Source organism: Caenispirillum bisanense (assembly GCF_900230255.1).
Taxonomy (GTDB): domain Bacteria; phylum Pseudomonadota; class Alphaproteobacteria; order Rhodospirillales; family Rhodospirillaceae; genus Caenispirillum; species Caenispirillum bisanense_A.
Genome location: NZ_OCNJ01000013.1, coordinates 83058 through 95734 on the forward strand (window position 1 = coordinate 83058; position 12677 = coordinate 95734).

General features: G+C 72.1%; 12 protein-coding genes and 1 tRNA gene. 12 read left to right on the forward strand and 1 reads right to left on the reverse strand.

The genetic code is table 11. The features are described 5' to 3' along the window. Positions 1-31: 31 nt before the first annotated feature. The 11 genes from CRP50_RS25295 (at position 32) to CRP50_RS25315 (ending at position 11589) form a co-directional block, all read left to right on the forward strand. Positions 32-373: a DUF1799 domain-containing protein gene (locus CRP50_RS25295; protein WP_097281322.1), complete on the forward strand. Its 342-nt coding sequence runs from the start codon at positions 32-34 to the stop codon at positions 371-373. Next, a complete protein-coding gene (locus CRP50_RS26225) occupies positions 370-5226 on the forward strand; it encodes a hypothetical protein (protein ID WP_097281323.1) in 4857 nt (1618 codons plus the stop codon). The genes CRP50_RS25295 and CRP50_RS26225 overlap by 4 nt, the downstream gene beginning before the upstream one ends. Then, the gene (locus tag CRP50_RS21850) at positions 5223-6773 is read left to right on the forward strand and encodes a hypothetical protein (protein ID WP_097281324.1); all 1551 of its coding nucleotides are present in this window, start codon (positions 5223-5225) and stop codon (positions 6771-6773) included. Before CRP50_RS26225 ends, CRP50_RS21850 begins: the two co-directional genes overlap by 4 nt. 3 nt (positions 6774-6776) lie before the next feature. Next, complete coding sequence (locus CRP50_RS21855; RefSeq protein WP_097281325.1) at positions 6777-7637, forward strand: hypothetical protein; 861 nt, start codon at positions 6777-6779, stop codon at positions 7635-7637. Continuing rightward, positions 7637-8359 (forward strand): hypothetical protein, encoded by a 723-nt coding sequence (locus tag CRP50_RS21860; protein WP_097281326.1) that lies wholly within the window; start codon positions 7637-7639, stop codon positions 8357-8359. The genes CRP50_RS21855 and CRP50_RS21860 overlap by 1 nt, the downstream gene beginning before the upstream one ends. Before the next feature lie 81 nt (positions 8360-8440). After that, the gene (locus tag CRP50_RS26575) at positions 8441-9079 is read left to right on the forward strand and encodes a glycine-rich domain-containing protein (protein WP_416045218.1); all 639 of its coding nucleotides are present in this window, start codon (positions 8441-8443) and stop codon (positions 9077-9079) included. Between the two features lie 397 nt (positions 9080-9476). Next, complete coding sequence (locus tag CRP50_RS21870; RefSeq protein ID WP_097281327.1) at positions 9477-9932, forward strand: hypothetical protein; 456 nt, start codon at positions 9477-9479, stop codon at positions 9930-9932. Then, positions 9929-10180 (forward strand): hypothetical protein, encoded by a 252-nt coding sequence (locus tag CRP50_RS21875; RefSeq protein ID WP_097281328.1) that lies wholly within the window; start codon positions 9929-9931, stop codon positions 10178-10180. Before CRP50_RS21870 ends, CRP50_RS21875 begins: the two co-directional genes overlap by 4 nt. 130 nt (positions 10181-10310) lie before the next feature. Beyond that, the gene (locus CRP50_RS26580; protein WP_097281329.1) at positions 10311-10532 is read left to right on the forward strand and encodes a Com family DNA-binding transcriptional regulator; all 222 of its coding nucleotides are present in this window, start codon (positions 10311-10313) and stop codon (positions 10530-10532) included. After that, the gene (locus tag CRP50_RS21885; RefSeq protein WP_217992103.1) at positions 10468-11202 is read left to right on the forward strand and encodes a hypothetical protein; all 735 of its coding nucleotides are present in this window, start codon (positions 10468-10470) and stop codon (positions 11200-11202) included. The genes CRP50_RS26580 and CRP50_RS21885 overlap by 65 nt, the downstream gene beginning before the upstream one ends. A 108-nt stretch (positions 11203-11310) precedes the next feature. Continuing rightward, entirely contained in the window at positions 11311-11589 is a 279-nt protein-coding gene (locus CRP50_RS25315) for a hypothetical protein (RefSeq protein WP_141415226.1), read from the forward strand. Between the two features lie 203 nt (positions 11590-11792). On the opposite strand, the gene CRP50_RS21890 is transcribed toward CRP50_RS25315, so the two are convergent. Continuing rightward, a tRNA-Met gene (locus CRP50_RS21890) sits at positions 11793-11869 on the reverse strand. 267 nt (positions 11870-12136) lie between these two features. Between CRP50_RS21890 and CRP50_RS26440 the strand changes: the two genes are divergently transcribed. Beyond that, positions 12137-12427, forward strand: coding sequence for a patatin-like phospholipase family protein (locus CRP50_RS26440; protein WP_416045219.1), 291 nt, complete (start codon positions 12137-12139; stop codon positions 12425-12427). Positions 12428-12677 lie beyond the last annotated feature (250 nt).

Genomic DNA, 12677 nt, shown 5'->3' on the forward strand with positions numbered 1-12677 from the left:
TGGCGCCCCGCCGCCCGAGACCACCGCCGACGTGGTCGACGAGCTGGCGGAATGGGGCGCGCCGCCGGAGCTGGTGGAGGAGGAAAGTGCCGCCGCCGAGCGCGCGGCGGCGACCGACCACGTGGCGACTTGGCCGGAGAACTGGCCGGCACTTCGGATCTTCCTCGCCAGCGCGACCCAGTGGCGCGTGGCCCACGGCGGACGGTCGGGCCTCGACTATCCGGCCGTGGAGTGGGTGGCCAAGCGCCACGGTATCGAGATCGACGCCGACTGCCTGGACCGGCTCCAGGTGCTGGAGACGACGGCCCTGGAAGTCTGGGCGGATCAACGTGAGCGAGCAGCCGAAAAGGCGAAGAGGGAGCGGAACCGGTGAGGGGTGACCTGCAAGTCAAGCTTGTCCTGACGGCCGATGCAGCCCAGCTGCAGACCGGCCTGCGGCAGGCCGAGCAGGCCATGACCGGCACGGTCACCACCGCCCGCGACCTCGGCCGCCAGATGACCGAGGCCGGGCGTTCGGCCATCACCGCCTCCACCGGCATCACCACCGCCGCCACCGGGCTGGCCGGCATCGCGCGTGCCGGCGCCGCTGCTGCCGCCGGCCTCGGCCAAGCCGGTGCGGGCGTCGCCGGCGTCGGTGAGCAGGTCGATCGCATGTCGATCAGGGCCAGCGGCGCGCTTACTGCGCTGGTCGCCCATGCGCGGCAGGGCACCGGCGCCGTCGCCGCGGTCGCCCAGGCGGCCGCCGACGCCGCCAAGGCGGCCGAGGGCACCGGCATCCAGGCCGCCGGCGCCGTGCGGGCGGCGCTGGGCGATCTTCAGGGCTTTTCGGGTGCCGTGGCCGGTGCCGTCCGCGAGGTGGGGGCGGCTTCGGAAGTCTCGGCCGGACAGGCCTCCATGGCCCGCCAGATCGTCACCCGCAACATCATGGACATCGGTAACGTCGCCGTCGCCACCGGCGGCCACATCACGTCCATGCTGTCGCCCCTGCCCGACCTGTTCTACGGCCTCAGCCTGCAGGGCGGCCGCATGGCGGGTGTCTGGTCGGCCCTGGCCGGTCCCATGGGCCTGGTGCTGATGGTCGCGGCCGCTCTGGCGCCGGCGCTTATTGCGGGCAGCGAGGCCAGCGAGGCGGCAAGCCGCGCCGCCGACAGCTACGCTCGGGCGCAGGAGTCTGCGGGCCGCGTTACCGAGGACGCGGTCGGCAAGGTCGAGCGGCTGAAGCGGTCCTACCAGGAGCTATCAGCGGCGCAGCAGGATGCGGTTCAGGCGGACCTTCGCAAGCAGCTGGAGGCCGATCAGGCCGCGGCGGAGAAGGCGGCGCAAAGGTTCAAGGACGCCGCCCGCAGCCTGCTCGCCCCTTTGCGCGAGGCCATGCGGGATGCCGGCGACGGTGACGCGTTCAGCGGTCTGACTGCCCGTCTGCGGTCGGTGGTCGACGACGACGCCCTGGTGGCGGTGGAGCGCCTGCAGCTGGAGCTGCGGCAGCTGGCCGCGACAGCTGGCGGTGAGGTGGCGACCCAAGCCGCAGAGGCTGCCGACGGCGTGGCCGGTATGGGAGCCGAGCTACGGGCAGCCAAGGAACAGGCGGCACTCACTGCGGCACAGGTTGCGGAGCTGGACAACAAGCTCACTCCGGCTCAGGAGGCCCTGCTCTCGGCTGCCCGCGCCGGCACGGCATTCCGCGAGGCCCTGCGGGACGTGACGACGGGCGCCGCCGAGGCACAGGCGGTGCTGGAAGCCTACCGCATCGGCGGCGAGGCGGCAGCGCGGGCGGCGGAGGATCTCAACCAGGCGCGCCGGCAGGCGGGTGAAGGAGCCACCCCGGAGGCCGTCGCCCAGCTGCGCGCGCAGATCGAGGCGGCGCGCCTGGCGCGCGAGGAAACCGACCGCCTGCGGGAGGCCGATCGAAAGGCCGTCGCCGAGGCCGAACGCGCCGCCCAGGACCGCAAGCGGGCCGCCGAGGAGTGGGAACGGCAGATCGCCTCGCTGGTCGAGCGCTACGACCCGCTGACCGCCGCCCAGGTCGAGTTCGAGGCGAGCCTCACGCTCATCAACCAGGCGCTCGATCAGGGCCGTATCTCCGGCGCCCAGTACGACGAGATGCTGGCCGGGATGGTCGACGCCTACGCCGAGGTGGTCGACGAGGCCGACATCCTCGGCCGGGCCCACGAGGAGATCTCGCAGCGGCTCCGCGAGCAGCGGGAAGAGCTGGAACTGCGCCTCGCCTACGAGGGCGATACGACAGGCGAGCTGGAAGTGCAGCTGGAGCTGCTGCGCATCCGCCGGCAGCTGGAAGCCGAGGGGGTCAAGGACGCCGCCGCCGTGGCCGCAGGCTACGAGGCCCAGGTCCGCGCCATCGTCGACGCCAACCGCGAACTCGAGCGCGCCGCCCGCGAGCTGGCCACCCCCATCGGCCGGGCCTTTCAGGCGATGGCCGACGAGGTCGAGGACGGCTTCAAGGACGCGTTCAAGGATGCCTTCCGCGAGGGTGAGGGCGGCTTCAGGCGGCTCATGGACGGCTTCGAGAACATGTTCTTCGACATGCTGGCGGAGCTGGCCTACCAGGCGCTGGCCAAGCCGATCATCGTGCCGGTCATGCAGCAGGTGGGCGGCGCGCTGGGCCTATCGGAAGCGGCCACCAACAAGGCGCTGGGCGTCGAGGGCGGCGCGGGCGGGGGTGGCTTCGGCCTGCCCGGCATGGGCGGCAACGGCCTGTTCTCCGGCGACTTCTTCACCAAGCCGTGGCTGTCGGTCGGCGGCGGCGTGTCCTCCGTGACGCAGATGACCTCGGCGGCCGGTGGACTGGCCCATGGCGCCGGTGTCGCCAGTGTGCCGGGCGGGATCGGCAACGCCGCCGGAGCGATCTCCACCACGTCCTCGGCGGCGGCGCCGGCGGCGTTTCAGTTCGGGGCCACTCAGGCCTTGGGCGCGGCCGGGACGCTGTTCTCCGCCTACAACTTCGCCAAGGACCCGAGCGTCGGGTCCGGCCTCGGCCTGCTCGGCAGCGGCGCGGCGCTCGCGTCCTCCATGTCGCCGGCGCTGGCCGCCATGGCGCCGTGGCTCGGCCCGGCGGGCATCGCGCTGGCGGTGGCCGGCCCGCTGATCGGCAGCCTGTTCAAGAAGAAGCCGGCCAACCCGAGCATGGCCATCGGCATCAACGCCGACGGTTCCGGCGCGTTCGCCGCCGGCGGCGCGACCGCCAAGCACCTGAGCCTTGCCGAGGCGCAGGCCATGGGCGAGCCGATCGCCGCCGCCGTCAACCAGACCCTGCAGCAGTTGCTGCCGGGCGCGGTGGTCGCCGGCAGCCGCTACCACGCCCTCGGCTACGACCAGCGCAAGGGCGTCTATGCCGTCCACGACGAGAGCGGCATGGTGGCGGAGTACAAGGACCAGGCCCAGGCCGTGGCCGACCTGATCTTCCGCGTCATCAAGGGCGGCGACTATGCCGGCGTCGGCGAGGACATCGCGACCGCCGTGCGCAACTCGACGGCGGCGAACCTGCAGGAGCTGGCGGCCGACATCGCGTTCGTGCGCGGTCGCCACACCATGTTCGACGCCGCCGATGCGGTCGGCGCCCTAGAGGGGGCGACGCGGACCCTGGTCGACCAGTACGAGGCCGCCACGGCCAAGGCCGAGCAGCTGGGTGTCAGCACCGACAAGATGACCGTGTCGTTCCTCGGCGCGTTGACGCGCCTGGCCGAGCCCGAGGCCGTCACCGGCCCGTTCGAGGCGGCGGTCAACGACTGGCGCAAGGCCATGGCGCTGGCCACCGAAGCGGCCGCCGACGGCGCCGACCAGGTGGCGGCGGCCTGGGAGCGCGCCGGGGTGCGCCTGCGGGCCGGCATCGTCGAAAGCCTCGACCGCGAGATCCGTGGTCTCTCCGGCCTGGGATGGGTGGACGAGCTGCAGGACGTGCTCGACGCCGGCACCGCCCGCCGGCGCGATCTGACACGCGCCGGCATCGGTACCGACCGCGGCGAGGCCCTGACCCGCGCCCAGCTGCGCCAGGTTCTGGAGGGCCTCGACCTGGCGGAGCTGACGGCGGCGGCCGATCGCTTCGGCGGCGTCGTGGCCGAGGTGGCGGTCGAGGTCGCCGCCGCCGCCGAGCTGACCGACGTGCGCGAGCGCATGCTGGACGCCTACGGCCGGGAGGCCGCGGCGCTGGAGCAGCTCGAAAGCCGCTGGATGTCGACGGCCGCGAGCCTGCGGGAGGCCTGGGCGCGGAACCAGATCGGCGACCGCTCGCCGCTGGCGCCGGGGGCGCAGCTGGAGGAGGCGCGCCGCCTGTGGCTCGACGCCCTCGGCCGCTCGCGCTCGCCCGATGCCGAGGTCGCGCAAGCCGCCATGGCCGAGATGACCAGCCTCGGCCAGCAGTATCTCGACGTCGCGCTGGCCAACCTCGGCGCCTCGGAGGCCTACTACGAGATCTGGCGCCAGGTGCAGGCGGAACTGCTGCGCGCCGGCGCCGTCGCCGAGGACCAGGCCGCGATTTTGCGCGACCAGCGCCAGCTGATGCAGCAGCAGCTCACCGCCATGGGCGTGCTGACGGCGGCGACCGAACAGGGCTTCGCCCAGCTCGTGGCGGCATTCCAGGCGGCCGAGGCGGCACGGTCGGCGGCGGCCGCGGCCGCGGCCGCGGCGGCGGCGGCCGGAGGCGCTGGGGGTGCGGCCGGTGGCGGCGGCGGCGGTGCCGGGCCGGGCGTCCAGCCCATCATCGACGGCATCAACAGCGGCTCGGTGTCGGCCGGCTCGGTCCTCGACCGGGCGCAGGCCTACCTGAGCAACAACCCGGACGTCCGCGATGCCATCAACAATGGCACCTGGGGCAGCCAGTACTCCGGCGCCTCTGCCATCGAACTGGCCATGCACCACTACCGGGATCACGGTCAGTACGAGGGGCGCGGGTTCGAGACCGGCGGCGTCACGAGCCACGGCGAGATCGTCCGCGTCCACAACAACGAGCTGCTCTACACCGGCCCGTCGACGCGCGTCTTCAACGCCCAGGAGGCGGCGGAGATCCTCGGCGGCGGAAGACGCGACGACAGCGGCATGCAGCGCCAGGTGGCCATCCTGGTCTCGATGGTCGCCAACCTGACCGCCGAGGTCGCGGGCCTGCGCGACGACACCGGCCGCCACCACACCGAGGCCCAGACCGTCCGCCGGCGCACCGCCGACGACCTGGCGCTCACCACCGCCGGTCTGGCGCCGGCGGGAGGCCGCCGATGACCGCGCCCGCCACCTGGGACGATCTGGTTCGCGATCCGCGTGCCGAGCGGCGCTGGCTTGTCATCGCCCGCCCCTACGACCCGGACCTCGGCGCGACCGTGCCGCAGTACTGGTCGACCCACCCGCTGTTCACGCGCCCGATCGACGGCCTGGCCAACGTGCTGTTCGAGCCCCGCGTCAGCACGCCCCTGGCCCTGCGCGAGAGCGTCTTGAGCGGCAGCCGGGTGCGCGGCCTGACCGCCACCGACGCCGGCTACATCGGCCTGCGCAACGAGGACGGCGGCCTCCATGCCCTGCGGCACCTGGTGTGGCAGGGCTGGCCGGTGGAGGTGCGCATGGGCGCGGCCGGCTGGCACGTCGACCAGTACCAGACCGTCTACAGCGGCGTCATGGCCGACCTGGAAACGCGGAGCGAGGAAGCCCGCCTGATCCTGCGGGACAAGCGCCAGGCCCTTGAAGGCGCTGTCACCGCCGGCACCTTCTCGGGCACGCCCGGCGCCGACCTGACCGGCGGCCCGGCCGAGCTGACCGGCCGGGCCAAGCCGCTGCCGCTCGGCCGCTGCCTTGTCGAGCCCGTGCGCCTCGGGACCACGACCGAGGGCAAGGTGCGGCTGATGGTGTCCGGCCTGCCGGTCCACGACATCCCCGCCGCCTGGACCGGCGGCTACCCGCTGACCAAGGTGGCGGGCACGCCGGCGGAGGGCCAATACCGCGCCCTGCCCGAGATCGGCTGCATCGACCTCGGCGGGTCGAGCCTCAACACCGTCATCATCGCCGAGGTGCAGGGCGTGCTCGATCACACCGGCGCCTGGGCCTCCAGCGCTGCCCAGCTGATCGAGTGGGTGGCGCGCCGGCGCGGCCACACGGCCGCTGACCTGGACGCCGCCAGCCTGGCCGCCGCCCATGCCTTGCAGCCGGCCGAGATGAGCCTCTACAGCAGCGGCGAGGCCGACGGCCTGCGCCTGGTCGGCCAGCTGGCGGCCGCCGCCGGCATGCTGGTCGGCCACGACCGCGCCGGCCGCCTCGGCCTCGACCGCCTGGAGCCGCCGGCGGCGGAGCCCGACGCCAGCTTCGGCGCGCACGAGATCCTGTCCATCCGCCAGGTCGCCACCACGCCGCCGCTGGCGGGCATCCGGCTGCCGTGCGCGCCCACCTGGCGGACGCTGAGCGGCGGCGAGCTGGTGGCCGAGGCGACGGAGGCCATGCGCGCCCGCCTGTCGACCGCCTGGCGCTACGCCGAGGCGCCGGCGCCGGCCGCCACCCTGGCGGCCTGGCCGCTGGCGGAGGTCGAGACCTTCGACGACGGCGGCGGCTTTGCCACGGTGGCCGCCGCCGAGGCCGAGGCCGCCCGTCTGGCGCTGCTGCACGGCGTCGGCCGCGCGGCGTGGGAGGTGGAGGTGGCCAGCGAGGCGCCGCTCGCCCTGCGGCGCGCCGCCACCATCGGCCTCACCGATCCGCGCAGCGGCCTCGACGGGTGGCACGGGCGGCTGATCGGGCTGGCCGGGTCGCCCGGCGGCGGCACCCTGACCCTGACCGTGTGGGGCTGACCCATGGCGCTCTCCACGGCCCATCACCTGCTTCTCAGCTGGCAGTCGTTCTGCGACGGCGCCGACGTCGACTGGTCGGCCTCGACCGGCTTCCTGGCCGGGGCGCCGGCGTCGCGGCTCGCTGATCACCGCCTGTGGCGCGCCGCCCGCACCAGCGGCCTGACCGCCGAGATCGTGTGGTACCGCGCGCGGCCCATGGCCATCAGCATGATCGCGTTGCTCGGCCACAGCTTGAGCGAGCGCGGCACCTGGTCGGTCGAGTGCGCCTCGCAGGCCGACTTCTCCGACGCCGAGACCGTGCTGCCCGAGGAGCTGATCTGGCCGCAGACCGTGCCCTTCGGGAGCCGGCCGTGGGGCGAATGGCCCTGGAATGGCCGCGAGCTGACCCCGGGCGGCAACAAGGGCCTCGCCCTGTTCGAGGCCCGCTATCGCAGCTGGTGGCGCGTGCGGATCGACGACACGCGGCGCACCGACGGCGTGACGTGGCTCGACCTCGGCCGGCTGATCGCCGACAGCCCCTTCCGGCCCCGCCGCAACATCGCGCTGGGGTGGGAGATCGGCGTCAACTCCGACACCCAGCGCCGGCGGTCCCGCGGCGGCACCCTGTGGGCCGAGGCCGGGCCGTCCTGGAGCGAGCTGGTCATGGATCTGGCCGACCTGACGCGCGACGAGGCCATGACCTACGGCCTCGACGTCGACCGCCTGGTCGGCACGCACACCAACGTGCTGGCCATCGTCGACCCGGCCGACGTCGGCAACCGCCACCGGCTGGCCGTGTACGGCCCGCTGGACAAGCTGAGCCGGATCTCCAACCCGCAGCAGCTCCGGTACCGCAAAACCATCAGCATCATCGAGGACCTGTAATGGGCACCGTCAGCTTCACCAACGACGACGAGAGCGTCACGACGCTGTCCGATGCCGAGATGTTCGGCGCCGACGGCAAGGGCTTCTTCACCGAGGACAAGCCGGTGAACGGCGTGACCTATGGCCGATTCCTGGCGGCCTGCGCCATGGCCATCGCCTCGGCCGCCCGCGCCGCCGCCGGCGCCGGCAACGCCGTCGACCAGGCGGCGGCCGCGGACCTCGCCCGGGCCGCCGCCGAGGCCGCGGCGCTGGCCGCCAACGCCGCGAAGCTTTTGGCGCAGCAGGCGGTGCTCGATGCCGGGGCGCAGGTGGCACTGGCGGTGGAGGAGGCCGACCGGGCGGAGCTGGCGGCGAACAGCGTGACCGGCTCGACGGTGCCGGATCCGGCGCCGGACAACGCGGCAATGGTCGCCTACTCGACCGGCTCGGCGGTGACGTGGGCGCGCGGGTCGTCGGCGGCCGTAATCCCCGTCGCCGCCGACGTGCTGTTGATGGATGGCCTGGCGTACCGCCTGACGGCCGCGGCGCCGGTGACGGTGACGTTGCCGGCCGACCCCGCCACCGGGGCGGCCGTGCGCCTCATCGACGCCGGGCTGGGGGTGACGCACACCGTCGCCCGCAACGGCCGAACCATCATGGGCGCGGCGGAGGATCTGGTGTTGGACGTGCCGGGTCTGGTGGTCGACGTCTGGTTCAACGGCGCCGACTGGCGTCTAGCCTGAGAGGGTATCTGAATGGGCAACGTTTCGCAGTTTCTCGCCGACCGGCCGGCCGTCGTTGGCCGGGTGCTGGCAAACCGCCGCATGTGGCTTCGGGCGGGTAACTATACCTTCACGGTTCCTGCCAACGTCTATGAGCTGTGGGTGTACGTCTGGGGCGCCGGTGGTGGAGGGGCCACCAGTAACAACGGCGGCGCCGGTTGCGCGCGAGGCGGCGCCGGTGGTGGATACTCCTTCAAGCGGTGGGCAGTGCAGCCGGGCGACACCGTGACCATCACGGTCGGCGCGGGAGGTGTCGGCGCGGGGCCGGGTTCCGCCATGGTGAACGGGACGAACGGGGGTACGACGTCCGTCACCATCAACGGGGTTACGGTCCAGGCGACCGGCGGAGAGGGCGGTAAGCACACGCCGGCCGCCACTGTCGTCGGGGGTGTCGGGAGCGGGGGCGATGTGAACCGCTCGGGGGGCTCCACCACAGCCATGCTTGGGACGAGCCTCATTAACTGCGGGCAGGGGGGCGCTTCCTCGGGGTCGCCGTTCGGAAACGGCTTTCCGGGCGCAAACCTCGCCAACCTGAACTCGTCCGTTACTGGGGGGCTCGGCGGTGCAGGGTGGGGCGGCAGTGGCGGTGATCTGTGGAACACGGGGGGACGAACGGGCCGATTGCGACCGGCGGGGGCGGCGCTGATGGTGCGGCACCGCTCGTGCCCAACCCGTCTATGAGCACGCCGTATGTCGGCGGTGCTGGTGGCGGTGGAAAGGGCGGGGCTTCGCCTATCTCCGCCACGTCGAACCCCTACTTCCAAGCCGCGGGAACACCCGGCTGGGGCGATCCCTGGTGGCTGCCCGAGGACATCAACGGAGGGGGGGGTGCCGGGTCCAACGGCAGCTTGCCGGCTACCCCTGGGGGTCCGGGTGGTGGTGGCGGTGGTGGGTCTAGTTCGAACTACCCTGGCGCTCCTGGTGGCTTCGGCGGTGGTGGTGGCGGCGGGGCCGGCGCGCGGGGCGGTGACGGTGGTACGGGCGGCGGCGGTGGTGGGTGTTACGCGCCATCTACCCATTCCCGCGCCGGCAACGGCGGTGACGGTGGCGTCATCGTCTATTTCTAAGGGAGTCGACCATGGCGAATTACGCCCGATTGAATGATGCCGGCGAGGTGGCCGAGGTCGTCGATTTCGACTGGTCGGCGCGCCATCCCGGGTCGCCGCTGGTGTTCGTGCCGGCGCCGGATGCCGTGCGGCAGGGGTGGGCGCTGGTTGATGGCGAGTGGGTGGCGCCGCCTCCGCCGCCGGACATCGAACCGGCGCCGCCGCCTCCGCCTTCCCCGGCGCCGCCCCGCTCGCTGTCCAAGCTGGAGTTCGCCCGCCTCCTGGTGTCCGCCGGCGGCATGACCATGGAAGGTGTGCGTCTCGCCCGCGAAGACCCGGTCCTGGCGACCATGTGGTTCGTCCTCGACTTGGCTCAGGCGGTCGAACGGGACGACGCCGATACGTTGGCCGGCCTGGATGCCATGGTCGCCACCGGCCACCTGACGGCCGAGGGCCGGGCGGCGGTGCTGGCGGAGTGGCCGTCGTGACGAGCCGGCTGTCGCGCCTCGCCGCACTCGCGTCCCAGGCGGCCAACGTGATCCTCTTCAACGGCCAAGCCGACGAGACCATCAGCGGGCGCGCCTGGCGCGAGGGTGACCTTCACGGCGAACCGGTGTGGCGCGGCCGGCGGGTGCTGATCGACCGCCTGTTCTGGACGCTGGCGCGGCAGCCGGACCACTGCCGCGAGAGCCACCAGCGAGACGTCGAATTCGCCCTGCTGATCCTGGCCGACTGATCGGCCGGCGGGGGCCGGGGTGCGGGAACACCCCGAGCCGGGAGGTTGGCTCTCCCACGACCGCATCCGGCCGACATACGGCCGTCCCGCCACCCTCGCGAGGGCGGGAGATTCCTACAGGTATCGAAGAGTGGAGTCCATACGATGCGGGCGGTGCGCCCGCCTGTTGGCCAGGGCGACCGAATTTACCGCCCTGGAGATCAAGTGCCCGCGCTGCGGGACCATCAACCACAGGGCCGCGAGCCCGTCCCCCGAGCGCCATGGAGCGCCCTCCGAACGAGGCACCCATGGCAAAACGTCCGTCCCACCATCCGCCGGCCGCCGGCGTCATCATCCGCCGACCGACGACTGACGATCCCGGCTACCTCTACAGCAGCGACGGCGTCGTCGGCTTCGGCACCCGCGAGTTTCACGTCGCCGCGATCCCCCGTTCACGGGCCGTTGAGATGATCCTTCACAACCACTACAGCGGCCGCATTGTCCAGAACTCCTACGTGCACCTCGGCGTCCACATCGGCGGTGCTTTGGTCGGGTGCCTGCAACTCGGCTACGCCATGAACCCCATGCACGTGGGCAAGGTGGTGGCCAACACCGGCCCGCGGGAACACCTGGAGCTGAACCGCATGTGGCTCGACGACGCCGCGCCGCGCAACTCCGAAAGCCGGGCGTTGAGCTACACCATGAAATACCTGAAGCGGGCGCTGCCGGCGGTGCGCTGGGTGCAGTCCTTCGCCGACGAGCGGTGCGGCCGCTGGGGTGTGGTCTACCAGGCCGCCGGCTTCCTCTACCTCGGCAGCCACCGGACGGAGTTCTACGAGGTGGATGGGCAGACCTACCACGGGATGCTGCTGACCGCCCACGGCAAGGGCGGGCAGCGTGGCCAGGTCCTCCGCGAGAACCTGGGCCGGGCCACGCGGCGATCGCTGCGGCAGTTCCGCTACCTGTTCTTCCTGAAGCCCAGCGCCCGCAGGGACCTTCGCATGCGGCCCCGGCCCTACCCGAAGCCGGAGCGGGACAGGTAGGCGGCCGCACGGGCGGGCGGGTGTCTATCCGCCCGCCGTTCTTTGACATTGTGAAGGAGAGGCAAGCGTGGGAGCATCCCCACGCTTCATCCACAGGAGGAATATGACGTGAAGGAAGCGACGTGGCTCCGACTTGCCGGGGCAGCCCTCATCGTACTTTCGGTAGGATGGCTTTTTGGTGCATGGCCGACGCCCGAAGAGGAAGCGGACTTGAGGCGTTTCGGACAGGTCGGCGGCGTCGCGGTCGAGCAGGCTAAACAGACGGTGACGGTCGTGAGCATTGGTGGCTTCGCCCTGGGACTAATCCTGATCGGCCTCGGAGGAGTACAGCATCGCCAGGACCGGCTGACCGCAACGGATGCACTCGACGGCGACGAGGTGACCTGATCTGCGGCCCGAGGGGAGCCTCAAGGCGCGCCCGCACCGATCGTCAGGAGTTTCTCCACCTCCTTGGTGGTGCCAAACCATCTGCCGATCGGTGCCAAACCGTTTGCCGCGCTACAGACCCTGCCGACGAGAGCAGCCGCGGCTAGTGGATCTGCGGAAAGCACAAACGAAAAGGGCCCCGGCAGTACCGGGGCCCTTTCATTTGGTAGCGGAGGAGGGACTTGAACCCCCGACACGCGGATTATGATTCCGCTGCTCTAACCAGCTGAGCTACTCCGCCATCGCGCTGGGAGGCCCGTATATAACGGCAGCCGATGCAGGCGTCAACACCTTGTTTTTCATAATTCGGCAACCCCCTGCCCCCTTGCGCGCCGCGGCCTGCGGGTCCATCGTTGTGCGGTGCAGCACGAGCCGGAAGGAGCCTCCCGTGTCCGAGCAGCAGCCGCCGAAACCCAATGCCGAAGACATTCCGCCCGTCGGTGCCGACACCCCCTGCCGCGAGCCGGGCGAGCCGCGCCGGCGCTTCGCCGCCGGGGTGAAGGCGGCGCTGGGCAAGGTGTTCCGCTTCCGCCCGCCGCAGGTCAAGCTCGAAGGGCGCGGCAAGCCGGTGAACCTCGCCCTGCAGGGCGGCGGGGCGCATGGCGCCTTCACCTGGGGCGTGCTCGACGCCCTGCTCGCCGACGACCGGCTGGAGATCGAGAGCCTGTCGGGCACCTCGGCCGGCGCCATGAACGCCGTCGTGGTCGCCGACGGCCTGTCCCGCGGCGGGCGGGAGGCGGTATCCAGCGACGATTACGATGGCCGCTCTGCCGACGACTACGATGTCCGCATGGGGTGACCGTAGGGCGGGCGTAGCCCGGCCGGAGGTCACCCCATGCGGTGCGCGGTCTTCATAGACCCCGCCGACGGCCGTGATGGGAGACACTGTGCGAAACTCAACTGCAAAGACGAGAACCGCCGGTGCCTGGAACCCACATCACGGACCATCAGGTGAGACTTTACATGAAGCACCGAGGACAACACACGCAGCACGTCGCGGCCGCCAAGGCCGGGTTCAGCGAGAGGACGGCCCGGCGGATCGACAGGGA

Excerpts from the sequence above, each read along its gene's own strand:
- CRP50_RS21850 (WP_097281324.1), top strand. The coding sequence starts at position 5,223 with ATGACCGCGCCCGCCACCTGGGACGATCTGGTTCGCGATCCGCGTGCC.
- CRP50_RS21855 (WP_097281325.1), top strand. The coding sequence starts at position 6,777 with ATGGCGCTCTCCACGGCCCATCACCTGCTTCTCAGCTGGCAGTCGTTC.
- CRP50_RS21860 (WP_097281326.1), top strand. The coding sequence starts at position 7,637 with ATGGGCACCGTCAGCTTCACCAACGACGACGAGAGCGTCACGACGCTG.
- CRP50_RS26575 (WP_416045218.1), top strand. The coding sequence starts at position 8,441 with ATGTGGCTTCGGGCGGGTAACTATACCTTCACGGTTCCTGCCAACGTC.
- CRP50_RS21870 (WP_097281327.1), top strand. The coding sequence starts at position 9,477 with ATGGCGAATTACGCCCGATTGAATGATGCCGGCGAGGTGGCCGAGGTC.
- CRP50_RS21885 (WP_217992103.1), top strand. The coding sequence starts at position 10,468 with ATGGCAAAACGTCCGTCCCACCATCCGCCGGCCGCCGGCGTCATCATC.